At 58.8% G+C, this 24,688-nt stretch carries 23 protein-coding genes; 15 read left to right on the top strand and 8 right to left on the bottom strand.

All coding sequences use genetic code 11. The features are described 5' to 3' along the window. Window positions 1-121: 121 nt before the first annotated feature. The 15 genes from U6037_RS29265 (at window position 122) to U6037_RS29195 (ending at window position 15,309) form a co-directional block, all read left to right on the top strand. On the top strand, window positions 122-529 hold the full coding sequence (locus tag U6037_RS29265) for a F0F1 ATP synthase subunit I (protein WP_003229783.1): 408 nt from the start codon (window positions 122-124) through the stop codon (window positions 527-529). A gap of 16 nt (window positions 530-545) precedes the next feature. Continuing rightward, window positions 546-1,415: a F0F1 ATP synthase subunit A gene (atpB, locus tag U6037_RS29260; protein ID WP_034152183.1), complete on the top strand. Its 870-nt coding sequence runs from the start codon at window positions 546-548 to the stop codon at window positions 1,413-1,415. A gap of 133 nt (window positions 1,416-1,548) precedes the next feature. Beyond that, entirely contained in the window at window positions 1,549-1,806 is a 258-nt protein-coding gene (atpE, locus tag U6037_RS29255; protein WP_003097235.1) for a F0F1 ATP synthase subunit C, read from the top strand. 59 nt (window positions 1,807-1,865) lie between these two features. Next, the gene (locus tag U6037_RS29250; RefSeq protein ID WP_003229781.1) at window positions 1,866-2,336 is read left to right on the top strand and encodes a F0F1 ATP synthase subunit B; all 471 of its coding nucleotides are present in this window, start codon (window positions 1,866-1,868) and stop codon (window positions 2,334-2,336) included. Window positions 2,337-2,348: 12 nt separating this feature from the next. Next, complete coding sequence (locus U6037_RS29245; protein WP_007911956.1) at window positions 2,349-2,885, top strand: F0F1 ATP synthase subunit delta; 537 nt, start codon at window positions 2,349-2,351, stop codon at window positions 2,883-2,885. Window positions 2,886-2,906: 21 nt separating this feature from the next. Then, window positions 2,907-4,451, top strand: coding sequence for a F0F1 ATP synthase subunit alpha (atpA, locus tag U6037_RS29240; protein ID WP_016984064.1), 1,545 nt, complete (start codon window positions 2,907-2,909; stop codon window positions 4,449-4,451). Window positions 4,452-4,501: 50 nt separating this feature from the next. Continuing rightward, the gene (gene atpG / locus U6037_RS29235) at window positions 4,502-5,362 is read left to right on the top strand and encodes a F0F1 ATP synthase subunit gamma (protein ID WP_007911960.1); all 861 of its coding nucleotides are present in this window, start codon (window positions 4,502-4,504) and stop codon (window positions 5,360-5,362) included. Window positions 5,363-5,389: 27 nt separating this feature from the next. Beyond that, window positions 5,390-6,769: a F0F1 ATP synthase subunit beta gene (gene atpD / locus U6037_RS29230; RefSeq protein ID WP_016984062.1), complete on the top strand. Its 1,380-nt coding sequence runs from the start codon at window positions 5,390-5,392 to the stop codon at window positions 6,767-6,769. A gap of 45 nt (window positions 6,770-6,814) precedes the next feature. After that, the gene (locus U6037_RS29225; RefSeq protein ID WP_053125284.1) at window positions 6,815-7,240 is read left to right on the top strand and encodes a F0F1 ATP synthase subunit epsilon; all 426 of its coding nucleotides are present in this window, start codon (window positions 6,815-6,817) and stop codon (window positions 7,238-7,240) included. A gap of 118 nt (window positions 7,241-7,358) precedes the next feature. Further along, entirely contained in the window at window positions 7,359-8,726 is a 1,368-nt protein-coding gene (gene glmU, locus U6037_RS29220; RefSeq protein ID WP_322845370.1) for a bifunctional UDP-N-acetylglucosamine diphosphorylase/glucosamine-1-phosphate N-acetyltransferase GlmU, read from the top strand. 161 nt (window positions 8,727-8,887) lie between these two features. Continuing rightward, window positions 8,888-9,664: a DeoR/GlpR family DNA-binding transcription regulator gene (locus U6037_RS29215; protein WP_127930332.1), complete on the top strand. Its 777-nt coding sequence runs from the start codon at window positions 8,888-8,890 to the stop codon at window positions 9,662-9,664. A gap of 2 nt (window positions 9,665-9,666) precedes the next feature. Beyond that, window positions 9,667-11,499 carry a glutamine--fructose-6-phosphate transaminase (isomerizing) gene (glmS, locus tag U6037_RS29210; protein WP_322845369.1) on the top strand — a complete coding sequence of 611 codons (1,833 nt, stop codon included), beginning with the start codon at window positions 9,667-9,669 and terminating at the stop codon, window positions 11,497-11,499. Window positions 11,500-11,574: 75 nt separating this feature from the next. Beyond that, window positions 11,575-12,492 (top strand): LysR family transcriptional regulator, encoded by a 918-nt coding sequence (locus U6037_RS29205; RefSeq protein ID WP_322845368.1) that lies wholly within the window; start codon window positions 11,575-11,577, stop codon window positions 12,490-12,492. 114 nt (window positions 12,493-12,606) lie between these two features. After that, the gene (locus U6037_RS29200) at window positions 12,607-13,233 is read left to right on the top strand and encodes a glutathione S-transferase (RefSeq protein WP_322845367.1); all 627 of its coding nucleotides are present in this window, start codon (window positions 12,607-12,609) and stop codon (window positions 13,231-13,233) included. 45 nt (window positions 13,234-13,278) lie between these two features. Beyond that, window positions 13,279-15,309: a pyridoxamine 5'-phosphate oxidase family protein gene (locus U6037_RS29195; protein ID WP_322845366.1), complete on the top strand. Its 2,031-nt coding sequence runs from the start codon at window positions 13,279-13,281 to the stop codon at window positions 15,307-15,309. 36 nt (window positions 15,310-15,345) lie between these two features. Here the strand turns inward: U6037_RS29195 and U6037_RS29190 are convergent, their stop codons facing one another. From U6037_RS29190 to U6037_RS29155, 8 genes are read right to left on the bottom strand one after another with little or no spacing between them, the layout of a single operon-like run. Further along, complete coding sequence (locus tag U6037_RS29190) at window positions 15,346-16,476, bottom strand: glycosyltransferase family 4 protein (RefSeq protein WP_322845365.1); 1,131 nt, start codon at window positions 16,474-16,476, stop codon at window positions 15,346-15,348. Beyond that, window positions 16,477-17,607: a glycosyltransferase family 1 protein gene (locus tag U6037_RS29185; RefSeq protein WP_322845364.1), complete on the bottom strand. Its 1,131-nt coding sequence runs from the start codon at window positions 17,605-17,607 to the stop codon at window positions 16,477-16,479. Further along, complete coding sequence (locus U6037_RS29180) at window positions 17,591-18,958, bottom strand: glycosyltransferase family 1 protein (protein ID WP_322845363.1); 1,368 nt, start codon at window positions 18,956-18,958, stop codon at window positions 17,591-17,593. Before U6037_RS29180 ends, U6037_RS29185 begins: the two co-directional genes overlap by 17 nt. Further along, window positions 18,955-20,208 (bottom strand): ABC transporter ATP-binding protein, encoded by a 1,254-nt coding sequence (locus U6037_RS29175; protein WP_322845362.1) that lies wholly within the window; start codon window positions 20,206-20,208, stop codon window positions 18,955-18,957. Before U6037_RS29175 ends, U6037_RS29180 begins: the two co-directional genes overlap by 4 nt. Beyond that, complete coding sequence (locus tag U6037_RS29170) at window positions 20,208-21,005, bottom strand: ABC transporter permease (RefSeq protein WP_322845361.1); 798 nt, start codon at window positions 21,003-21,005, stop codon at window positions 20,208-20,210. Before U6037_RS29170 ends, U6037_RS29175 begins: the two co-directional genes overlap by 1 nt. Further along, a complete protein-coding gene (locus U6037_RS29165; protein ID WP_322845360.1) occupies window positions 21,006-22,448 on the bottom strand; it encodes a mannose-1-phosphate guanylyltransferase/mannose-6-phosphate isomerase in 1,443 nt (480 codons plus the stop codon). Window positions 22,449-22,451: 3 nt separating this feature from the next. Continuing rightward, the gene (gene gmd / locus U6037_RS29160) at window positions 22,452-23,423 is read right to left on the bottom strand and encodes a GDP-mannose 4,6-dehydratase (RefSeq protein ID WP_322845359.1); all 972 of its coding nucleotides are present in this window, start codon (window positions 23,421-23,423) and stop codon (window positions 22,452-22,454) included. Further along, window positions 23,420-24,334: a GDP-mannose 4,6-dehydratase gene (locus tag U6037_RS29155; RefSeq protein WP_322845358.1), complete on the bottom strand. Its 915-nt coding sequence runs from the start codon at window positions 24,332-24,334 to the stop codon at window positions 23,420-23,422. The genes gmd and U6037_RS29155 overlap by 4 nt, the downstream gene beginning before the upstream one ends. Between the last annotated feature and the right edge of the window lie 354 nt (window positions 24,335-24,688).

Below are 24,688 nucleotides of genomic sequence, written 5' to 3'. Positions count from 1 at the left end.
GAAATCACTACCTGACAGTTGAATAGGGGCAGAACCGCCCCTATACTCTGCGCGCATTTTGTCGGCACAAATTATGCCAAGTTATTGAATTCTGGCAGCCGACCATTGGAGAGCAATAGTGATGGAAACCCGCAAGCCAAACCGCCTGCCGTTCCATCGCCTGGCGGTTTTTCCGGTGTTGATGGCTCAATTTGTCATTTTGCTCATTGCCGCTTTGGCGCTCTGGCAGTGGCATGGAGTCGTTGCCGGATACTCGGGACTTTGCGGAGGCCTGATAGCCTTGCTGCCCAATGTTTATTTCGCTCACAAGGCATTTCGGTTTTCCGGCGCCCGAGCAGCCCAGTCCATCGTTCGGTCTTTTTATGCCGGCGAGGCAGGCAAACTGATTTTGACGGCAGTGCTCTTTGCACTGGTGTTTGCAGGTGTGAAGCCACTGGCGCCGATAGCTGTATTCGGCGCGTTCGTGCTGACTCAGTCGGTCAGCTGGTTCGCTCCCCTGCTGATGAGAACAAGACTTTCGAGACCTTAGGGCGTTTGAGGCAACCATGGCAGAAACAACCGCTTCGGGCTATATCCAGCACCACTTGCAGAACCTGACCTTCGGTCAGCTACCTAACGGCGGCTGGGGCTTTGCCCATACCGCAGCAGAAGCCAAAGAAATGGGCTTCTGGGCTTTCCACGTCGATACTCTCGGCTGGTCGGTCGCGTTGGGTCTGATCTTCGTACTTCTTTTCCGCATGGCGGCAAAGAAAGCGACTTCGGGTCAGCCGGGTGCTTTGCAGAACTTCGTTGAAGTATTGGTCGAATTCGTCGATGGCAGCGTGAAAGACAGCTTCCATGGCCGTAGCCCGGTGATTGCACCGCTGGCACTGACCATCTTCGTCTGGGTGTTCCTGATGAACGCCGTCGACCTGGTACCGGTCGACTGGATTCCTCAGCTGGCCATCCTGATCACCGGCGACCACCACATCCCGTTCCGTGCCGTGTCGACTACCGACCCGAACGCGACGCTGGGCATGGCGTTCTCGGTTTTCGCACTGATCATTTTCTATAGCATCAAGGTCAAGGGCCTCGGCGGCTTCATCGGCGAGCTGACCCTGCACCCGTTCGGCAGCAAGAACATCTTCGTTCAAGCGCTGCTGATCCCGGTGAACTTCCTGCTGGAATTCGTGACCCTGATCGCCAAACCGATCTCTCTGGCTCTGCGTCTGTTCGGCAACATGTATGCCGGCGAGCTGGTGTTCATTCTGATCGCTGTGATGTTCGGCAGCGGTCTGCTCTGGCTGAGCGGCCTGGGCGTTGTTCTGCAGTGGGCGTGGGCTGTGTTCCACATCCTGATCATCACCCTGCAGGCGTTCATCTTCATGATGCTGACCATCGTCTACCTGTCGATGGCGCACGAAGAAAACCATTAAGGCCAGTCTCGACTAGTCTGATGTCCTTCCCGGTCAAACGGGAAGGGGCTCTTCACAGGGCACCTGAAACGATTTGTTTTACCGCTTTAATCTAAAAAACCTAAACCATACGACGTAAAAGTCGGGAGGAAAGATGGAAACTGTAGTTGGTCTAACCGCTATCGCTGTTGCACTGTTGATCGGCCTGGGCGCACTGGGTACCGCAATTGGTTTCGGCCTGCTGGGCGGCAAGTTCCTGGAAGGCGCAGCGCGTCAGCCAGAAATGGTTCCAATGCTGCAAGTTAAAATGTTCATCGTTGCCGGTCTGCTCGACGCCGTAACCATGATCGGTGTTGGTATCGCTCTGTTCTTCACCTTTGCGAACCCGTTCGTTGGTCAGATCGCTGGCTAATTACCCGGATTCTTCCGAGTAATTTGATGTGATGGACAACGTAACTGCGAGGTGTTGGCGTGAACATTAATGCGACCCTGATTGGCCAGTCCGTTGCGTTCCTGATTTTTGTACTGTTCTGCATGAAGTATGTATGGCCTCCGGTCATCGCTGCTCTGCACGAACGTCAAAAGAAGATCGCTGATGGTCTGGACGCTGCCAGCCGTGCAGCTCGCGACCTGGAGTTGGCCCAAGAAAAAGCGGGTCAGCAACTGCGCGAAGCGAAAGCTCAGGCAGCTGAAATCATCGAGCAAGCCAAGAAACGCGGTAACCAGATTGTCGAAGAGGCCGTTGAAAAGGCCCGTGTCGATGCTGACCGTGTGAAGGTTCAGGCTCAAGCCGAGATCGAACAGGAACTGAACAGTGTCAAAGACAAGCTGCGCGCCCAAGTGGGTTTGCTGGCTGTCGGCGGCGCCGAGAAGATCCTGGGTGCCACAATCGATCAAAACGCGCACGCAGAGCTGGTTAACCAACTGGCTGCTGAAATCTAAGCGAGGGCGATCATGGCAGAACTGACCACGTTGGCCCGACCTTACGCTAAGGCGGCCTTCGAGCACGCTCAGGCCCACCAGCAACTGGCCAATTGGTCAGCCATGCTCGGCCTGGCTGCAGCGGTGTCACAAGATGACACCATGCAGCGCGTGCTCAAGGCCCCGCGACTGACGAGCGCAGAAAAGGCCGCCACGTTTATTGACGTGTGCGGCGACAAGTTTGATGCCAAGGCACAGAACTTCATCAATGTCGTTGCCGAAAACGACCGTCTCCCGCTTCTGCCGGAGATTGCCGCTCTTTTCGACCTGTACAAGGCCGAACAAGAGAAGTCGGTAGACGTTGAAGTGACCAGTGCTTTTGCATTGAACCAAGAACAGCAAGACAAACTCGCCAAGGTTCTCAGTGCACGACTCAACCGGGAAGTGCGCCTGCAAGTTGCGGAGGATGCTGCCCTTATAGGTGGTGTCGTTATCCGCGCCGGCGACCTGGTTATCGATGGCTCGATTCGCGGCAAAATCGCGAAACTTGCCGAAGCATTGAAATCTTGAGTTTGAAGGGGCAGCAGAGCAATGCAGCAACTCAATCCTTCCGAAATAAGTGAAATTATCAAGGGCCGCATCGACAAGCTCGATGTGACCTCCCAAGCCCGTAACGAAGGCACTGTCGTCAGCGTATCTGACGGCATCGTGCGGATTCACGGTCTGGCCGACGTAATGTACGGCGAGATGATCGAGTTTCCGGGCGGCGTCTACGGTATGGCCCTCAACCTGGAGCAAGACTCCGTAGGTGCCGTTGTACTGGGCGCTTACCAGTCTCTGGCTGAAGGCATGAGCGCCAAGTGCACCGGCCGCATCCTCGAAGTTCCGGTTGGTAAGGAACTGCTGGGTCGCGTAGTCGACGCACTGGGTAACCCTGTTGACGGCAAAGGTCCACTGGGCAACACCGAGACCGACGCGGTCGAGAAAGTTGCTCCGGGCGTGATCTGGCGTAAGTCGGTAGACCAGCCTGTACAGACTGGCTACAAGGCTGTCGATGCCATGATTCCTGTCGGCCGTGGCCAGCGTGAGCTGATCATCGGTGACCGTCAGATCGGTAAAACCGCTCTGGCGATCGACGCGATCATCAACCAGAAAGACAGCGGCATTTTCTGCGTCTACGTAGCTATTGGTCAGAAGCAATCGACCATCGCCAACGTGGTTCGCAAGCTGGAAGAAAACGGCGCCCTGGCCAACACGATCATCGTGGCTGCCAGTGCTTCGGAATCTCCTGCGCTGCAATTCCTGGCACCGTACTCCGGTTGCACCATGGGTGAATTCTTCCGCGACCGCGGTGAAGACGCGCTGATCGTTTATGACGATCTGTCCAAGCAAGCAGTGGCTTACCGCCAGATTTCCCTGCTGCTGCGCCGTCCACCAGGCCGTGAAGCTTACCCAGGCGACGTGTTCTATCTCCACTCCCGTCTGCTGGAGCGCGCATCCCGCGTTTCGGAAGAATATGTAGAGAAGTTCACCAACGGCGCAGTGACCGGCAAAACCGGTTCCCTGACCGCACTGCCGATCATCGAAACCCAGGCTGGCGACGTTTCCGCGTTCGTTCCGACCAACGTGATTTCCATCACCGACGGTCAGATCTTCCTGGAATCGGCCATGTTCAACTCGGGCATCCGCCCTGCAGTGAACGCCGGTGTTTCGGTATCCCGTGTGGGTGGTGCCGCTCAGACCAAGATCATCAAGAAGCTGTCCGGTGGTATCCGTACCGCTCTGGCTCAGTACCGTGAACTGGCGGCATTCGCCCAGTTCGCTTCTGACCTGGACGAAGCGACCCGTAAGCAACTTGAGCATGGTCAGCGCGTTACCGAGCTGATGAAGCAGAAGCAATACGCACCAATGTCGATCGCTGACATGGCGCTGTCGCTGTATGCCGCTGAGCGTGGGTTCCTGACTGACATTGAAATCGCCAAGATCGGCAGCTTCGAACAAGCGCTGATTGCTTTCTTCAACCGCGATCACGCCGATTTGATGGCCAAGATCAACGTTAAAGGTGACTTCAATGACGAAATCGACGCTGGCATGAAAGCCGGTATCGAGAAGTTCAAGGCCACCCAAACCTGGTAAGCCGCAGCGGGAGCCGCGAGGCTCCCGCTTGCTAACCTGATAGGTGTTACATGGCAGGCGCAAAAGAGATTCGCAGTAAGATTGCGAGCATCAAAAGCACGCAAAAGATTACCAGCGCCATGGAAAAAGTGGCGGTCAGCAAAATGCGCAAGGCACAAATGCGCATGGCTGCTAGCCGTCCTTATGCGGAGCGTATCCGCCAGGTAATTGGGCATCTGGCCAACGCCAACCCGGAATACCGCCACCCGTTCATGATCGACCGCGAAATCAAGCGTGTTGGTTATGTCGTTGTGAGCAGTGACCGTGGTTTGTGCGGTGGCTTGAACACCAACCTGTTCAAGGCCCTGGTCAAGGACATGGCGGTAAACCGCGAAAACGGCGTCGAGATTGATCTGTGTGTTGTTGGTAGCAAGGGTGCGGCCTTTTTCCGCAACTTCGGCGGTAACGTCGTTGCAGCTATCAGCCACCTGGGTGAAGAGCCGTCGATCAATGATCTGATCGGCAGCGTCAAGGTGATGCTGGATGCCTACCTGGACGGCCGTATTGACCGCCTGTCCGTGGTGTCCAACAAGTTCATCAACACCATGACGCAACAGCCTACCGTGGAGCAGTTGATTCCACTGGTGGCCACCCCGGATCAGGATCTCAAGCACCACTGGGACTATCTCTACGAACCGGATGCCAAAGAGCTGCTTGACGGCTTGATGGTCCGCTACGTTGAGTCGCAGGTCTACCAGGCGGTGGTCGAGAACAACGCGGCTGAACAAGCTGCGCGGATGATCGCGATGAAGAACGCTACCGACAACGCCGGTGATTTGATCAGCGATTTGCAGCTGATCTACAACAAGGCGCGTCAGGCTGCGATCACCCAAGAGATCTCGGAAATCGTCGGCGGCGCTGCCGCGGTTTAACGGTTCAAATATTCAGAGGATCCAGCTATGAGTAGCGGACGTATCGTTCAAATCATCGGCGCCGTTATCGACGTGGAATTTCCACGCGACAGCGTACCGAGCATCTACAACGCTTTGAAAGTAAAAAGCGATGCCGGCACCACTCTGGAAGTTCAGCAGCAGCTGGGCGACGGCGTGGTTCGTACCATTGCGATGGGTTCCACCGAGGGCTTGAAGCGCGGTCTGGAAGTTACCGACTCTGGCGCAGCCATCTCCGTACCGGTCGGTAAAGCGACCCTGGGCCGGATCATGGACGTCCTCGGTAACCCGATCGACGAAGCTGGCCCGATCGACACCGAAGAGCGTTGGGGCATTCACCGTCCAGCGCCTTCGTTCGCTGAACAGGCAGGCGGCAACGACCTGCTGGAAACCGGCATCAAGGTTATCGACCTGGTTTGCCCGTTTGCCAAAGGCGGTAAAGTTGGTCTGTTCGGTGGTGCCGGTGTAGGCAAAACCGTAAACATGATGGAACTGATCCGTAACATCGCCATCGAGCACAGCGGTTATTCCGTGTTCGCCGGTGTGGGTGAGCGTACTCGTGAGGGTAACGACTTCTACCACGAGATGAAGGACTCCAACGTTCTGGACAAAGTGGCACTGGTTTACGGTCAGATGAACGAGCCGCCGGGTAACCGTCTGCGCGTAGCACTGACCGGTCTGACCATGGCCGAGAAGTTCCGTGACGAAGGTAACGACGTTCTGCTGTTCGTCGACAACATCTATCGTTACACCCTGGCCGGTACTGAAGTATCCGCACTGCTGGGCCGTATGCCTTCGGCAGTAGGTTACCAGCCGACCCTGGCTGAAGAGATGGGCGTTCTGCAAGAACGTATCACTTCGACCAAGGAAGGTTCGATCACCTCGATCCAAGCGGTATACGTACCTGCGGATGACTTGACCGACCCGTCGCCAGCGACCACCTTCGCCCACTTGGACGCCACCGTCGTTCTGTCCCGTGACATCGCTTCCCTGGGTATCTACCCGGCAGTAGATCCACTGGATTCGACTTCGCGCCAGCTGGACCCGAACGTAATCGGCCAGGACCACTACGACACCGCTCGCGGCGTTCAGTACGTTCTGCAACGTTACAAAGAGCTGAAGGACATCATCGCGATCCTGGGTATGGACGAGCTGTCGGAAGCCGACAAGCAGTTGGTAAACCGTGCTCGTAAGATCCAGCGCTTCTTGTCGCAGCCGTTCTTCGTGGCTGAAGTCTTCACCGGTGCTTCGGGTAAATACGTTTCCCTGAAAGACACCATTGCTGGCTTCAAAGGCATCCTCAACGGTGACTACGACCACCTGCCAGAACAAGCGTTCTACATGGTTGGCGGCATCGAAGAAGCGATCGAGAAAGCCAAGAAACTGTAATCCCGGCGCCCGGCAACGGGCGCTAATTTAGGTTGAGGCAATCAGATGGCTATGACAGTCCATTGCGATATCGTCAGCGCGGAAGGGGAAATCTTTTCCGGCCTGGTCGAGATGGTGATTGCGCACGGTGCACTGGGTGATCTTGGTATCGCTCTGGGTCACGCGCCGCTGATCACTAATCTGAAGCCAGGTCCGATCCGCCTGATCAAGCAAGGCGGGGAAGCCGAGGTGTTCTACATCTCCGGTGGTTTCCTCGAGGTTCAGCCGAACATGGTCAAAGTGCTTGCCGATACCGTGCAACGTGCCGCCGACCTGGATGAAGCTCAGGCTCAAGCAGCTCTCAAGGCTGCCGAGCATGCTCTGCATGAAAAAGGCGCTGATTTCGACTACAGCGCTGCGTCAGCACGTCTGGCCGAGGCTGCAGCTCAGCTGCGCACCGTCCAGCAGATCCGCAAGAAGTTTGGCGGTTAATCCGTCAGCCGCTTGTTGTGCGATTGATAAAAAAGGGTAGCCTCGGCTACCCTTTTTTCTTTTCCGAATTCCCGAAACCCGGTCGCAGTTGCTGACCACCCAGGATTGGTAGCCAGTCATGTCTCTTGAAATCGTTATCCTCGCGGCCGGTCAAGGCACTCGTATGCGTTCGGCCCTGCCGAAAGTACTGCATCCGATTGCCGGCAATTCCATGCTGGGCCATGTTATCCACAGCGCCCGCCAACTCGATCCACAACGCATTCACGTGGTCATCGGCCATGGCGCTGACGTAGTGCGTGAACGTCTGGCTGCTGACGATCTGAATTTCGTCCTTCAAGACAAACAACAGGGCACTGGCCACGCCACAGCCCAGGCTGTGCCATTCATTACTGCCGACACCGTACTGATTCTCTACGGTGACGTGCCGCTGATTGAAGTCGAAACCCTGCAGCGCCTGCTCAAACATGTCGTGCCTGGGCAGATGGGGTTGCTCACCGTCGAGCTGGAAGACCCTACCGGTTACGGCCGCATCGTGCGTGATGCCGACGGCAAGGTGGCCGCAATCGTCGAACACAAAGACGCAAGCGAAGCGCAACGCGCGATCACTGAAGGCAACACTGGCATTCTCGCAGTCCCGGCCAATCACTTGGCCGACTGGATGAGCCGCTTGTCGAACAACAATGCCCAAGGCGAGTACTACCTGACCGACGTGATCGAGATGGCGGTGAGCGATGGTCTGGTGGTGGCCACCGAACAACCGCACGATCCGATGGAAGTGCAGGGCGCCAATGATCGCAAGCAGCTGTCCGAGCTGGAGCGTCATTACCAGTTGCGCGCTGGCCGTCGTCTGATGGCGCAAGGTGTCACCTTGCGGGATCCGGCACGTTTCGATGTGCGTGGCGAAGTGACCGTGGGTCGTGACGTGCTGATCGACATCAACGTGATTCTCGAAGGCAACGTGGTCATCGAAGATGATGTGGAGATCGGTCCGAACTGTGTGATCAAGGACAGCACCCTGCGCAAAGGCGTGGTGATCAAGGCCAACTCGCACATTGAAGGTGCGGTGCTCGGCGAGGGCAGTGATGCCGGACCGTTCGCGCGCCTGCGTCCAGGCACCGTGCTCGAAGCTCGTGCGCATGTGGGTAACTTTGTCGAGCTGAAAAACGCCCATATGGGTGAGGGCGCCAAAGCAGGACACCTGACTTATCTGGGCGATGCCGAGATCGGTGCGCGTACCAACATTGGCGCCGGCACCATCACCTGCAACTACGATGGCGCCAACAAGTGGAAAACAGTGTTGGGTGCGGACGTGTTCATCGGCTCCAACAACTCGTTGGTAGCACCTGTGGATATCTCCGCCGGTGCGACCACGGCGGCGGGGTCGACCATTACGCAGAATGTGGATAACGCGCAGTTGGCCGTGGGCCGAGCGCGGCAGAGAAACATCGATGGCTGGAAGCGACCGGAGAAGATCAAGAAAAGCTGAGTTATCCACAGCGGCATTTTGAAGATCAAAAGATCGCAGCCTTCGACAGTTCCTACGGGGAATGTTGGGGTTGCGATTTTTTTTGGGATGACGGCTTGACGATTTATGGCTGATAGGTTTTGATTGCTTCCGTTATCTTTCGAATCGAAACTTAAGTCGCTATGTCGAAACGCAACACGCCGCAACGCCGCCACAACATCCTCGCCTTGCTCAACGAGCAGGGCGAAGTCAGTGTGGATGAACTGGCCAAGCGCTTCGAAACCTCCGAAGTTACGATTCGCAAGGATCTCGCCGCGCTGGAAACTCATGGTCTGTTGCTGCGCCGCTACGGCGGGGCGATCACTATGCCGCAGGAACTGGTCGCGGAAACTGCGCAGAGCGTTTCCAAATACAAACAGGCGATTGCCCGCGCGGCGGTGAAACGCATCCGCGAACATGCGCGCATCATCATCGACAGCGGCAGCACCACCGCCGCGATGATCCCGGAACTTGGACAACAGCCCGGTCTGGTGGTGATGACCAACTCCCTGCACGTCGCCAACGCCTTGAGCGAACTCGAGCACGAGCCGGTGCTGCTGATGACCGGTGGCACCTGGGATCCGCATTCGGAATCCTTTCAGGGCCAGGTTGCCGAGCAGGTACTACGCTCTTACGACTTCGACCAGTTGTTCATTGGCGCCGATGGCATCGATCTGGTTCGTGGCACCACCACCTTCAATGAGCTGCTCGGTTTGAGCCGGGTCATGGCTGAAGTGGCGCGGGAAGTCATCGTCATGGTCGAGGCCGACAAGATCGGTCGCAAGATCCCCAATCTGGAACTGCCGTGGAGCAGCGTCCATACCCTAATTACCGATGATCGCCTGCCTAGCGAGGCACGCGATCAGATTCAGGCCCGCGGTATCACCGTGATTTGCGCGGCTGTCAGTCAGGAGAAATAAGCATGTGTGGAATTGTCGGCGCAGTTGCTGAACGTAATATCACCGCCATCCTGCTCGAAGGCCTCAAGCGCCTTGAATACCGCGGCTACGACAGCGCCGGTGTCGCGGTCTTCACCAACGACGAAACCCTCGAGCGCATGCGTCGCCCGGGTAAAGTCAGCGAACTCGAAGCGGCGCTGGCCGAACACCCGTTGGTCGGCCGTCTGGGCATTGCCCACACCCGCTGGGCAACCCACGGCGCACCCTGCGAACGCAACGCCCACCCGCATTTCTCCGGCGACATCGCGGTGGTGCACAACGGCATCATCGAAAACCACGAAGCCCTGCGTGAACAACTGATAGCGCTGGGTTACGTGTTTACTTCGGACACCGACACCGAAGTCATCGCCCACCTGCTCAGCCACAAACTCAAGGACCAGCCAGATCTGAGCGTTGCGCTGAAAGCGACGGTCAAGGAACTGCACGGTGCTTATGGTTTGGCGGTGATCAATGCCAAGCAGCCGGATCGTCTGGTCGCCGCGCGCAGTGGCAGCCCGTTGGTGATTGGATTGGGCCTTGGCGAGAACTTCCTCGCGTCTGACCAGTTGGCGCTGCGTCAGGTCACCGACCGCTTCATGTACCTGGAAGAAGGCGATATCGCCGAAATTCGCCGCGACAACGTGCAGATCTGGGACATCAATGGCAATGCCGTCGAGCGCCAGACCGTGCAGTACAGCGACGGTGCCGAAGCCGCCGACAAAGGTGAATACCGCCACTACATGCTCAAGGAAATCCACGAGCAACCGGCCGTTGTACAACGCACCCTCGAAGGTCGCCTGAGCAATGATCAGGTGCTGGTGCAAGCATTCGGCCCACAAGCGGCCGAGCTGTTCGCCAAAGTCCGCAACGTGCAGATCGTCGCGTGCGGTACCAGTTATCACGCTGGCATGGTCGCGCGTTACTGGCTTGAAGAACTGGCCGGTATCCCGTGCCAGGTCGAAGTCGCCAGCGAATTCCGTTACCGCAAAGTCGTGGTGCAGCCGGACACCCTGTTCGTGACCATCTCGCAATCCGGCGAAACCGCCGACACCCTGGCTGCCCTGCGCAACGCCAAGGAACTCGGCTTCCTCGCCAGTCTGGCCATCTGCAACGTCGGCATCAGCTCGCTGGTACGCGAATCCGATCTGACCCTGCTGACCCAGGCAGGCCGTGAAATCGGCGTGGCCTCGACCAAAGCGTTCACCACGCAATTGGTTGGCCTACTGCTGCTGACCCTGTCGCTGGGCCAAGTGCGCGGCACCTTGGCCAACGGCGTTGAAGCGCGTCTGGTCGAAGAGTTGCGTCGTCTGCCAACCCGTCTCGGCGAAGCACTCGCCATGGACAGCACCGTGGAGAAGATCGCCGAATTGTTCGCCGAGAAAAACCACACGCTGTTCCTTGGCCGTGGTGCGCAATTCCCGGTGGCGATGGAAGGTGCCCTAAAACTCAAGGAAATCTCCTACATCCACGCCGAAGCCTATCCGGCTGGCGAACTGAAACACGGTCCGCTGGCGCTTGTGGATAACGACATGCCGGTAGTCACCGTGGCGCCGAACAACGAACTGCTGGAAAAGCTCAAATCCAACCTGCAGGAAGTCCGCGCCCGTGGCGGCGAGCTGATCGTGTTCGCCGACGAAAAAGCCGGGATGACCAACGGCGAAGGCACCCACGTAGTGCAGATGCCGCACATCCACGACATCCTCTCGCCGATCCTCTACACGGTTCCGCTGCAGTTGCTGTCGTACTACGTGGCGGTGCTTAAAGGTACGGACGTCGATCAGCCGCGTAACCTGGCGAAGTCGGTGACGGTGGAATAAGTTATCCACAGCTGACCTACGCCCAAAAAAATCGCAGCTTCGGCTGCGATTTTTGTATCTGACTCGAGAGGCACCATGGATCGCTTCCAGGAAATGCACATCTTCACCACCGTCGCCCAGGAGCAAGGCTTCTCAGCGGCCGCGCGGCGTCTGGGGTTGTCGGCCGCCAGCGTCACGCGGGCGGTGGCGGCGCTGGAGTTGCGGATCGGTACGCAGTTGCTGATTCGTACCACGCGCAGTGTGCATTTGAGCGAAGCCGGGCAGCGTTATCTGGAGGATTGTCGGAGGATTCTCGCCGAGGTGCAGGAAGCCGAGGATTCGGCGGCGGGCAGTCATGCCGAGCCGCGTGGGCAACTGACGGTGACGGCGCCTGTGTTGTTCGGTGATTTGTTTGTGACGCCGGTGATGGCGCGTTATCTCGCGCAGTATCCGGATGTCACGATCAATGCCGTCCTGGTCGATCGGATGGTCAACATGGTCGAGGAAGGCATCGATGTGGCGGTGCGCATCGGCGATCTGCCGGACAGCAATCAGCATGCGATTCGGGTCGGTGAGGTGCGTCGGGTCATTTGCGGCTCGCCCAAATACTTTGCCAAGTATGGTCGACCGCTGCATCCCCACGCGTTGGCGGGGGCGCCAGTGGTGGCGACTTCAGCGATCGGGCAGCAGCGCAGTTGGCCGTTTCTCGACGGTGGCGAACCGCTCAGTGTGCGTCCTGAGCCGCGTCTGATTGTTACCGCCAATCAGGCTGCAATTACGGCAGCTTGCACGGGGTTGGGGTTGACTCGCGTGTTGTCCTATCAAGTGGCGAGCCAGGTTGCGGCCGGCGCACTGGAAATAGTCCTCGCGGAATTCGAACTGCCGCCGCTGCCGATCCATGTCGTGTATCAGGGTGGGCGCAAGGCGCCCGCGCGGATCCGCAGTTTTGTCGATTTCACGGCTGAGGCTTTGCGCGAACATCCCGCATTGAAAAATGCGGCGTTATTGCACTGAATGAAATAATCGATTGCGGTTGCTGGTTATTCTGTTGTTTTCGCGATCAGCGCAAGATGGCCTCCATCGGCGCTCTCATCCCCGCAGCGGCGCCCCTGTTCAGCGGAGTCGACCATGCAAGCGATCAAACTCTACAACTTTCCACGTTCCGGCCACGCCCACCGTGTCGAGTTGATGCTGTCCCTGCTGCAATTGCCGACCGAGCTGATCTTCGTCGATCTGGCCAAGGGTGAGCACAAGCAGCCGGCGTATCTGGCGATCAACAGTTTTGGCCAAGTCCCGGCCATTGATGACGGCGGTGTGGTGCTGGCCGACTCCAACGCGATTCTGGTGTATCTGGCGCAGAAATACGGCAATGGTCGTTGGCTGCCCGCTGACCCGATCGGTGCGGCACGGGTGCAGCGCTGGTTGTCGGCCGCCGCCGGACCGATTGCTTTCGGCCCCGCTGCCGCCCGTTTGGTCACCGTATTCGGCGCGCAACTGAATGCTGAAGAAGCCATTACCCGTGCGCACAACCTGCTCAAAGTGATGGACGCCGAGTTGGGCAAAACGCCGTATCTGGCCGGCGACGAACCGAGCATTGCCGACGTTTCGGCCTACAGTTACATCGCCCACGCACCGGAAGGCAACGTGTCGCTGGACGACTACGGTAACGTCCGCGCCTGGCTGGCCCGGGTTGAAGCCCTGCCTGGTTTCGTCGGCATGCCGCGCACGGTTGCCGGTCTGCAAAACACCGCTTGATTTTCGCAATCCACACTGTGCCGACGGTGCAGGGGAGAGATCGTGATGGAACGTTCACCGTGGCACGCTGGCGAACAGCAATTGCAGGCCCATGTCGGCGTTGCCGAACGCATGGAAGCCTTCGGGCGCAAGGTGATTCGCACCTGGATGCCGGACCAGCACCGTGAGTTCTATCAGCAATTGCCCTTCATGCTGTACGGCGCCGTCGATGCGCAAGGGCGGCCGTGGGCCAGTGTGCTCGAAGGCGCGCCGGGGTTTGCCCACTCGCCCGATCCCGAGCATCTGCATTTCGCCAGCCAACCGTCGGCCGATGATCCGGCGCAATTGCGCAACGGCGAGCCAATCGGTTTGCTCGGCATCGAACTGCACACCCGCCGGCGCAATCGCCTTAACGGCCATGTCGACAATCTGACCGCGCAGGGTTTCAACGTGAGCGTGGATCAGGCTTTCGGCAATTGCCCGCAATACATTCAACTGCGTCAGTTTCAACGTGTGCCACTGACGGATCCGCAGACTCGCCCGGCTCGGCATCTTGACGGTCTCGACGATGCGGCCATTGCGTTGATCGAGGGCGCCGACACATTCTTCGTCGCCAGTTACGTCGATGTCGATGGCCAGCGTGCGGTGGATGTTTCCCACCGTGGCGGCCAAGCCGGTTTCGTACGAGTGGAAGGCAATCGTCTGACTATCCCTGACTTTGCCGGCAATCTGCACTTCAATACCCTCGGCAATCTGCTGCTCAATCCCAAGGCCGGCTTGCTGTTCATCGACTTTTCCACTGGTGATCTGCTGCAACTCAGCGGGCGTACCGAGATTCTTCTCGATGATCCGCAGATCGAGGCTTTTCAGGGCGCCGAGCGCCTGTGGACATTCGATGTGGAAAAACTGGTGCGGCGCCCGGCGGCATTGGCGTTGCGCTGGCGCTTCGACGGCATGTCGCCGACCAGTCTGTTGACCGGTAACTGGGCCGAGGCGAACGCACGTTTGCAGGCGCAAGCGCTGGGCAATCAATGGCGGCCGCTGCGGGTGGCGAAGATCGAAGCGGAGAGTCAGCACATTCGCTCGATCTATCTGGAGCCCGCCGATGGTGCCGGTTTGCCGGTGTTTCTCGCGGGCCAGCATCTGCCGCTGCGTTTCACGCTCGACGGTGAGGTACACATCCGTACGTATAGTCTTTCGAGTGCGCCGTCGGATGGTTTCTATCGGATCAGCGTCAAGCGCGAAGGCCTGATTTCCTCGCATCTGCATGAGCAGATTCGCGTCGGCGATGTACTGGAAGCGCGGGCACCACAAGGGCATTTCACCGTGGCGCCGCTGGAGCAGCGACCGTTGGTGTTGTTGGCGGCCGGTGTAGGAATCACGCCGTTGTTGTCGATGTTGCGCGAGGTGGTTTACCAAGGCTTACGCACTCGGGGGATTCGTCCGACATTGTTGCTGCAGAGTTCGCGCAGCCTCGTCGATCAGCCGTTTCGCAGGGAGTTGGATCGTTTGCTGGAAACCGCAGGCGATGCTGTACGAGTGCTGCGTTTGCTCAGCCAGCCGGAAGCTGAACTGCAAGAGGGCGAGGATTTTGATGTGCGTGGGCGCATCGACGGCACCGTGCTGAGGAACATACTGGAAGCCGAGGATTTCGATCAGCTCGACTTTGTCCTCTGCGGCCCCGGCGGATTTACTCAAGGTTTGTACGACACCTTGCGTGAGCTGGATGTGCGCGATGCGCAGATTCATGCGGAAACCTTTGGCCCGTCGACGCTGAAACGTCAGGCCGATCCGGACGCGATCGTCATCGAACAACCGCCCGCAGCGACCACTTCGGTGCCGGTGGTGTTCGAGCGCTCGGCGAAAGAGGCGCGCTGGCAGCCCGATGGCGGGAGTTTGCTGGAGCTGGCGGAAAGTCGTGGGCTACGCCCGGAGTTCAGTTGCCGCGGTGGTTCGTGCGGTACCTGCAAGACCCGGCTGGTCAGCGGTGCGGTGAATTATCCACAGCCGCCGGCGGATATCCCGGAAGCGGGGCATGTGCTGATTTGCTGCGCGGTCCCGGCACAAAGCAACCAACCCTTGGTGTTGGACCTGTAAACCGATCCCTGCACTGGAATGTGTTTCTGCCTGAGATCAGGCGTAGGACAGCGATTTCTCTTCCAGCAACTCCTGATACAGCTCTGTCCACTTGCGGCCCATGTCATCGGCTGTGAATAACTGCCGGTAACGCGCTTCGGCTTTCACCCCCATGGCGGCAGCCCGCACCGGGTCTTCCCACAGGGTTCGCATTGCTTCGCGAAACGCCTGTGGATGACTCGGCGGCACCACCAGCCCGGTCTCGTTGTGGATATTGATGTAGCTGGTGCCGGTGCCGATCTCGCTGGAAATCATCGGTTTGCCGTACATCGCGCCTTCCAGCAAGGAAATGCCGAACGCTTCCGAACGCAGATGCGAAGGGAAGACAATGGCGTAGCTCAGTTGCAACAGCGCGACCTTGTCCTCGTCACCCAGGCGTCCGAGGAAATGAATATTGCGCAGGCCCAGCGCCTGCGCCTGCGCGTGCAGCTCCAGTTCCAGCGGCCCGGCTCCGACAATGACCACGGGATAGTCCACGTCTTTCAGGGCCTCCAGCAAAATGTGCAGGCCTTTGTAGTAACGCATCACGCCGACAAACAGGAAAAACTTATCCCCAAGCTGCTGGCGCCATCGATTCATCCGTGCGGAGTCAGGCTGTGGATAACCGGCCTTGTTCAAACCGTAGGGAATCACCCGGGTCTTGTCCTGAAACTGTTGCAGCACGTCGCTGGTGTGCAGGTAGTTCGGCGAAGCGGCAACAATGCGGTCGGCACTGGCGAGGAAGCGATTCATCAGGGGACGGTAGAGTTTGAGCAGGTGCTTCTGGCGAATAATGTCCGAGTGGTAAGTCACCACGCTGGGTTTATTCATCGCACTGGCGAAGTGCACCAAGTCCATGAACGGCCACGGGAAGTGGTAATTGACTACATCGGCCTCGGCCGCCATCTCGCGAAACTGTTTGAACACACTCCAGGAAAACCCGGTGGAGGCGAATTGAATATCGAGTTTGGCGCGGTGCACCTCATGCTGACCGAGTTGCATCACGGGCGGTGTCGGATCGGTACTGAGCGTCAGCACCTGGCCATCGATGCCATGCTGGGCGCCGCTTTCGCAAAGTTGGAAGATCACTTGCTCAATGCCGCCGACCGAGTCAGGCAGGTATGTCTTGAAAAAATGAAGAACCCGCATTCAACCTCCCATGGCCTGGCGGTAGGCACCGGCCGTAGCCTGTGCACAACGCTCCCAGGAAAAAAGCCGTGACTGCTGCAACCCGGCTTCTTGGCATGCCTGCCAATGCGCTTGATCGTCGATCAGTCGGCTCAGCGCATCACGCAGGCCTTCTGCATCGTCAGCTTCAATATAGTTGCCCGCTGCGCCCGCGACTTCCGGCATCGCCGAAGAACGCGTGAGCACCACCGGGGTGCCACTGGCCATGGCCTCCAGTACCGGCAGACCAAACCCCTCATACAGCGACGGAAAAATCAGCGCCCGGGCGCCGGCCAGTAGTTGCGCGAGCTGTTCATCGGGCAGATAACCGAGCAGGCACACATGCCCGCTGGCCAGCGCCTGACGCAAAGGTTCACTGAACTGCTCGCGCTCCCACCCGGCCATACCGACGATCAGCAGCGGAAAGCGCTGACGCACGGTTTCTGGCAACAGGGCATGGGCGCGCAGGGCCAAGCCAAGGTTCTTGCGCGGCTCCAGCGTGCCCACGCATAGAAAATATTCCCGCACCGCCACTGCATGCGCCTTGAGCACTGCGTCAATGACGCTCGCCTCGCGCGGGTGAAAACGCTCGGCGACGCCGAGTGGTGCGACGACGAAACGCTCGGCAGGCAGGCCGAACCAGGCTTGAGCTTCTTCGGCAATGGCTTGCGAGTCGGTGAGAATCACTTGGGCCTGCTGCACACCCACGGCCAATCGGCGCTCGATTTCCTTGAGCCGCGCCGGGGGCTGGGTTTCGGGGAAATGCAGGTGAGTCAGGTCGTGCAGAGTGATCACCGTCGGGCCATCGAAGGCCAGCGGCCACAGGCTCGGCTCGTGATAGAGGTCGATGCCTTGGGCGCGGCCCTGATCGAAGCGTTTCTGCTCCAGCCAGCGGCGCGCCTGATAGGCTCCGGGAATCTGCCGCAGTAGTGGCGTAAGACGCGAATAACCGGGCATAGCCGCTTCCGGCAGCACCGAGCTCCAGCCCCAGCCGTGGAACAACGTCACGTCAATGTCAGGGTCGCTGCGCAAAGCATTGACCAGTTCGGCAACGTAATGGCCGATGCCGGTGCGCGGTGCCTGAAGAATGCGTGCGTTAAGCGCTATGCGCATGCTGCCTCGCTGGCGCCACCGGCGCTTGCAGGACGTTACGCACACTCCGCTCGGCCAATTGCAGACTGGCTTCGCGCCAGCCGATCCACTGCCAATCGGCGACATCGCGAGCGGCGGGGAATTGGCCGCTGCGCTGGAAGCCGTTGATCAAGTCGGCAAGGCTTTGCGGATCCTGCAGATCAAAGTACGCCATGAACTCGCCACCGATTTCGCGAAACACCGCAATGTCGCTACCCATTGCCGGCAAGCCACGTTGCATGGCTTCCACCAAGGGCAAACCAAAGCCTTCGACGAACGAAGGAAACACCAACGCACTGGCGTGGGCGTAGGCGTGTTCAAGGCTGGTGTCACTGAGGTCGTTGAACATGAACAGACGCTGGTTCAGCTCGGGATGATTGCGCACCCGGGCGAGGAGGGCGTCGCATTTCCAGCCGACCCGCCCGGCGATGCACAGCCGTGCCGTTGAGCCAGTGGCCCAGGCGCGTTCGAAGGCATCGAGCAGATACGCGTGGTTCTTGCGTGGTTCGATGGTGCTGACCATCAGGTACACCGGGTCTGTTGTCGTGAACAATTGCTTCAGGCGCGGCTCGACCGTGGCCTGGTTGTTGTGCAGATCCAGTTCGGAACCCAGATGAAAGAAATCGAACCAGCGCTGGTCGGTGTGTTCGGCACCGATTCTGCGCTGCAATTCTTCACGCACCTGATCGCGCACCGTGGCAGAAATGGCCATGTAGCCATCGGCCGTGCGGGTGATCCATTCGAACCACTCGCTGAACACTTCGACCAGACGCGTGTCGTAAAACTGCGGATGAGTCAGCGGGATCAGATCGTAGATCACCGCGATCATGCCGACGCCGTCGCGTTTGAGCCGCTCGACGTGGGCGAAAAAATCCGAGTGCCAGGATGAATCCAGCAACACCAGTTGATCGCCCGGCTGATGTTGCAGGGGTGAACAACGTTTGAGCAGTTGCGTGCGGTTGATCCGTCGGATCAGGCGGATCGGCAGGCCGAACGCGCCGAAGATCGTCAGCCGGTAGCCGACATACAAAATCCGTCGCGCCAGTTTCGAGTTGAGTTGCGCATCACGACGCTGATGCCACTGCCAGAAGCGATGAGCGAGGCGTTCCAGGCGTCCACCGAAGGTTTCCAGCCTGTTGAAAAAAGGCGTATCGAGCGATGCCAGTTGCAGCACGCGATAGAGTTCGCCATTGAGCACCACCACCGGCAGGCACTCTACGCCTTCAGCGCTGGCAGGCAGTTGTTTGATGACATTGCGAACCACGCGCTGAATACCGGAGTTGACTGTCGGGTGTTTGAACACATGGGTGCATTCCACCAGCAAGCGGGTCATGGTGTGCGCTCCACACGGCTGGTTTCGACATCACGGCTGATCGTGGTCTGTGCGTTCAGCCATGCGCAACCGACGAAATCTTCGCGTCGATTGTTGATGACATGAAACACCAGACCGAGATCACGCCATTCGTAATTTCGATCCAGGTGTGAGTCCAGCCTCGACAGGCTCAGGGCCACGGAGTAGTTGCCTTTACCCAACCCCATGACAAATGCAAAGCGGTAGGTGATGCGCTCGCCGGCTCGCAGGTTTTCCAGTGACTGGTTCTGGCGATGGGTGTTGATGCCATACATGGGCTGGCCGAGGCGATCCTTGATCATGAACCCCAGCACCAACCTTTCGATATCCTGACGAACCTCGACGTCGACGGCCAGCACCACAGACTGGCCAACTTCGGCGGCTTCGATGGCGCGTTCGGATTCGTCGAGCAGGCGCACGCGCAAAATGCCCGCCTCACCAGTGCCCGATACGGTTTGCACCTGGCCGTCGCTGAGCGTTTCCTGGCGCACGATCTGGCCTTCACGTTCGGCGAGCAAGGCGTTGTAGTAATCCATCACCGCTTCAGGCCTGTCGTGCATGACCATGCGGCCGCCATCGAGCAGGATCGCCGAATCGCAGATCGATTGAATCGCCGAACGATCGTGAGACACGATCAGCAGGGTAGTGCCAGCCTCGCGGAAACTGCGGATACGCTCGAAGCTTTTATGCTGGAAGTAGGCGTCGCCCACGGACAAGGCTTCGTCGACGATGAGAATATCGGGGCGGCGCGCAGTAGCAACACTGAATGCCAGGCGCATCTGCATGCCACTGGAGTAGGTGCGCACCGGATGATCAATCGCCTCGCCGATTTCAGCGAAGCGCTCGATCTGTGGCATCAACGCGTTGATTTCATCAAGTTGCATGCCGAGCAGTTGCCCGGCCATCACGGCGTTTTGCCGGCCGGTGAAGTCCGGGTGAAAGCCCATGCCCAGTTCCAGCAACGCGGCGACCCGTCCCGACAGCTCAATGTTGCCGCACGTCTGGCGGCTGGTACCGGTAATCATCTTCAGCAGCGTGCTCTTGCCTGCGCCATTGACTCCGACGATGCCCACGGCCTCACCGGCCGGGATTTCGAACGTAAGGTCTTTGAGTACCCAATGCTGGCGGTGACGCAGCGCCGCAAAAGGAATCAGCCATTCGGCCAGGCGACTCCAGCGGCTGGGGTATTGTTTATAGGCTTTGCCCAGCCCGGTAACACGGATATGTCCCATCAGAGCTCATCCACCATTTCACCGACCCGTTGGCGGAAAAGGCGCAGACCGACGGCGCAGAACACCGCACCGATCACGAAAGCCGGCAGCAGTGAACTCCAGAGTGGCCATTGACCGTAGAGGAACACGTTCTGGTAGCTGGCGATCAGGTTGGTCAGCGGATTGAATTGCAGCAGGCTTTGCAGCCAGTCCGGCAAGATGCTGATGGGATAAACGATGGGGGTCAGCCAGAACCAGAATTGCAGACAGATGCCGAAGAGTTGCCCGACATCACGGAAAAATACGTTGAGTACGCCCAGCACCATGCCGAGGCCGGCGCTGAGCATCATTTGCAGGGCAACCAGTGGCACCAGCGCCAGCAATGCCATGCCCGGCCAGCGTCCGGTGACCAGTAGGAAACCGAGAAACAAGCCAATAATGATGGCGAAATTGATCCCGGCATTGATCAGCACGATCACCGGCAGACAGACTCTCGGGAAGCTGATTTTTTTCAGCAGGTTGGCGTTGTCCAGAAACATGTTCTGGCTGCGCAGCGTTACTTCTGAAAACAGACCCCACGCCAGCAGGCCGGCGCACAGATAAATGCTGTAGGCCATGCTGTCATCCACGCCCGGTAAACGGGCGCGCATGATGTGGGAAAAGATCACGGTGTAAACGATGATCATCGACAGCGGATTGAAGATTGGCCACAGAGCGCCAAACAGCGAGTTGCGGTATCGCGCTTGAAACTCTCGCTGCACGCTGCCAAGGATGAAACCTCGGTATTCATGCAACGAGCGGTACAGGGAAAGCAGCATTTAAACCGTCCTGCCGTACTGGTCTTCGAAGCGGACGATATCGTCCTCTCCCAGGTATTCGCCGCTTTGCACTTCGATGATCACCAGATCGATCACGCCGGGGTTTTCCAGACGATGCTTGTGGCCGGCGGCGATGAAGGTCGATTCGTTCTTGGCGACCAGCGTCGTGCCGGAGCCGTTGTTGGTGACCTTGGCCATGCCTTCGACCACCACCCAGTGTTCGTTGCGGTGATGGTGCATTTGCAACGAGAGCTTGCCGCCAGGTTTGACCACGATGCGCTTGATCTTGAAGCGCGGACCTTCTTCGAGAACCGTGTAAGTGCCCCACGGGCGGCTGACGGTACGATGCAGCCGGTAGGCTTCGTGGGATTTGTCCTTGAGCTGCTTGGCCACGCGGCGCACGTCCTGCGCACGGTCGGCATGGGCCACCAGCAAGGCATCGGCGGTGTCGACCACAATCAGGTTGTCCACACCCACCGTCGCCACCAGGCGGCCTTCGCTCTGTACGAAGTTATTGTGGCTGTCGATGAAGATCGCTTCACCGCTGGCGCGGTTGTTGTCGGCGTCGGCCGGGACCAGCGCCGCAACGGCACCCCACGAACCAATGTCGCTCCAGTCGAATCCGGCCGGAACCACGACGACTTTTTCCGAACGCTCCATCAGCGCGTAGTCGATGGAGATGTCGGTGATTTCTGCGAACAGTGCCGGTGACAATTCCTGTTGCAGGCAGCCGACCGTTTCAATCGGCGCGCTGGCGGCCATGCAGGCACGGGTTTGCTCAAGCAACTCGGGTGCGTGCAATTGCAATTCGGCAATCACGCTCGCGGTGGTGAAGCAGAACATCCCCGAATTCCACAGGAAGTTGCCGCTCTCCAGGTAATGCGTGGCGGTTTGCAGATCGGGCTTTTCGACGAAACGCTGCACTTTCGCCGCGCCTTTGGCGTCCAGTGGCGCGCCGGTTTCGATGTAGCCGAAGCCGGTTTCCGCTGCGGTCGGGATCACGCCGAACGTCACCAGATAACCGTCCTTGGCCAGATTGACTGCGTGCTCGACGGCCGTTTTCAGCGCGTCCTGATTGACGATCAAATGGTCGGCGGGCATCACCACCATGATCGCGTCGTCACCGTGCAAGGCTTGCAGCGACAACGCCGCCGCCGCAATTGCCGGCGCGGTGTTACGCCCGGTCGGCTCCAGCAGAAAGTGCCCGCGATGGCGCGATACGTGGGCGGCGCAATAGTGATCCTTGCTCTGGAAGTAGTACTCGCGGTTCGTCACCGTGACAATGTCGCCCCAGCCGTCGAGCAATGCGGCGGCGCGCTGGTAGGTCTTGCCAAGCAGCGACTGGCCGTCGGGCAGGGTCATGAACGGCTTGGGATGGCCCTCGCGGGACACCGGCCACAAACGGGTGCCGGCACCGCCGGACAGAATCACGGGGATCAGCATGGCCTACTCCTTGGCGACGCGTTTCATGTCCGCATCCATCATCATGCGGATCAAGGTATCCAGGTCGGTTTTCGGCTTCCAGCCCAGCACGCGCTGAGCCTTGGCCGGATTGCCGAGCAGCACTTCGACTTCGGCCGGGCGGAAGAAGGCCGGGTCGATCTTCACGTAATCACGGTAGTTGAGGCCGACGTGATCGAAAGCGATGCGGCACATTTCGCGCACCGTGGTGGTGACGCCGGTGGCGACCACAAAATCGTCAGGCTTGTCCTGTTGCAGCATCAGCCACATGGCTTCGACGTAGTCACCGGCAAACCCCCAGTCACGTTTGGCGTCAATGTTGCCCAGGGCCAGCTCCTGCTGTTTGCCCTGTTTGATGCGGGCGGCGGCGTCGGTGACCTTGCGGGTGACGAACTCGATGCCGCGCAGCGGTGATTCGTGGTTGAAGAGGATGCCGCTGCTGGCGTGCAGGTTGAAGCTTTCGCGGTAGTTGACGGTGATCCAGTGGCCGTACAGTTTGGCCACGCCGTACGGGCTGCGCGGGTAGAACGGTGTGTTTTCATCCTGCCGCTCGGCCTGGATCAGACCGAACATTTCGCTGGTCGATGCCTGATAAAACCGGGTGTGCGGGCTGAACTGGCGGATCGCTTCGAGCAGGTGAGTGACGCCCAGGCCGTCGACAATGCCGGTGGTCACCGGTTGATTCCACGACGCGGCGACAAAGCTCTGCGCGGCGAGGTTATAGACTTCGTCCGGCGCCGATTGAATGACCGCACGCTGTACCGAACAGGCATCGGCCATGTCACCGTCCAGGTAGACGATGTCGGCTTCGACCCCCATCTCGCGCAGGCGCCAGCGCGAATCGCTGCTGCGCCTTGCGACGAGGCCATGAACCTTGTAGCCCTTGTCGAGCAACAGCTTGGCCAGATACGCGCCATCTTGGCCGGTGATCCCTGTGATCAGTGCACTTTTTGTCATTCTTGTCTTACTCGCGTCTCCCAGTCGGACAGGATCGCCCGCAGGGATTGTTGTGTAGTGATTTCAGGCGTCCACCCTGTGGTCCGGGTCAGGCTGGCGTGGCTGCCGCAAACGCGACGCTGGTCGGCACGGCGCATGCGCGCGGGGTCCTGAACCAGTTGCATCTCGACCTCGGCCAGATCGCCGAGCTGCTCGATCAGGCTGCGGATGCTTTGCTCACGGCCCGAGCAGATGTTGTAGACCTGTCCTGGCGCGCCTTTTTCCAGCAGCGCGAAGTAGGCCGAAATCACATCGCCGACATCGAGGAAATCCCGCGTCACGTCGATGTCGCCGACTTCCAGCTGCGGGGCTTGCAGGCCCTGTTTGATGCGATTGATCTGGCGCGCGGCACTGGCAATCACAAAACTTGGGTTTTGTCCGCTGCCCATGTGATTGAACGGTCGTGCGACCAGCATTGGCCAGCCTTCGCTCAGGCCCCATTGCAGGCTGAGAAATTCTGCCGAGAGCTTGCTCACCGCGTACGGGTTGCGCGGGCAGGGCGGTTGTTGTTCGGTGATGGGCAGATCGCTTTCGCCGACCTGGCCGTAAACATCGCCAGAGCTGACATACAGGAGCGTACCGGCAAAACCGCGCGCCTTGAGGGCTTGTAACAGATTGAGCGTGCCGAGCAGATTGATTTCGAGTGTGCGTGCCGGATCGCGGAAGGCTTCGGGAACGAAAGTCTGCCCGGCCAGATGAATGACGGCATCAGGCAGTTGTGGCCACAGGTCGGTGAGGCTGTGCGGATCGGTGAGGTCGTAGGGCAACGCGGCAGGCAGCAGCTCCCACGACGAATCCGGCAGCGCCAGACGCGACTGAATATGTTGTCCCACGAATCCACTGAGACCCGTGACGAACAGACGCTTTTTCAAACAGCGACCCCTTGGTCTTGAACTTGCGCCACTTTCCCACAGGCTTTGAAGGAAGGTCTGTCAGACCGGTAAAAAAACCGCTTAAAAGACAGGCGAAGTCAGTTGTTGTAGTTGTTTGTTGCCAATCTGTGCCAATTGCTCGGCAATTTCAACAGGCCAAACCGTGACTGGTCAGTTCTCGTCAGCGTAGTCCGGTTTATTCTCGCCGAGCGGTTCACGAACCCTTTGCGGATGTGTTTAGAATGCGCCTTGTCACGATTGGCCGGGTTCATCGGAATCGTCGTGTCAAAAGGTGAAACTGACCACTAAAACAAGAACAAGACGGAACCGAAGACGAAGAACGGACACCGATCC

This window comes from Pseudomonas sp. B33.4 (assembly GCF_034555375.1).
GTDB lineage: Bacteria > Pseudomonadota > Gammaproteobacteria > Pseudomonadales > Pseudomonadaceae > Aquipseudomonas.
This window is presented reverse-complemented; position numbering and strand designations above follow the sequence as displayed.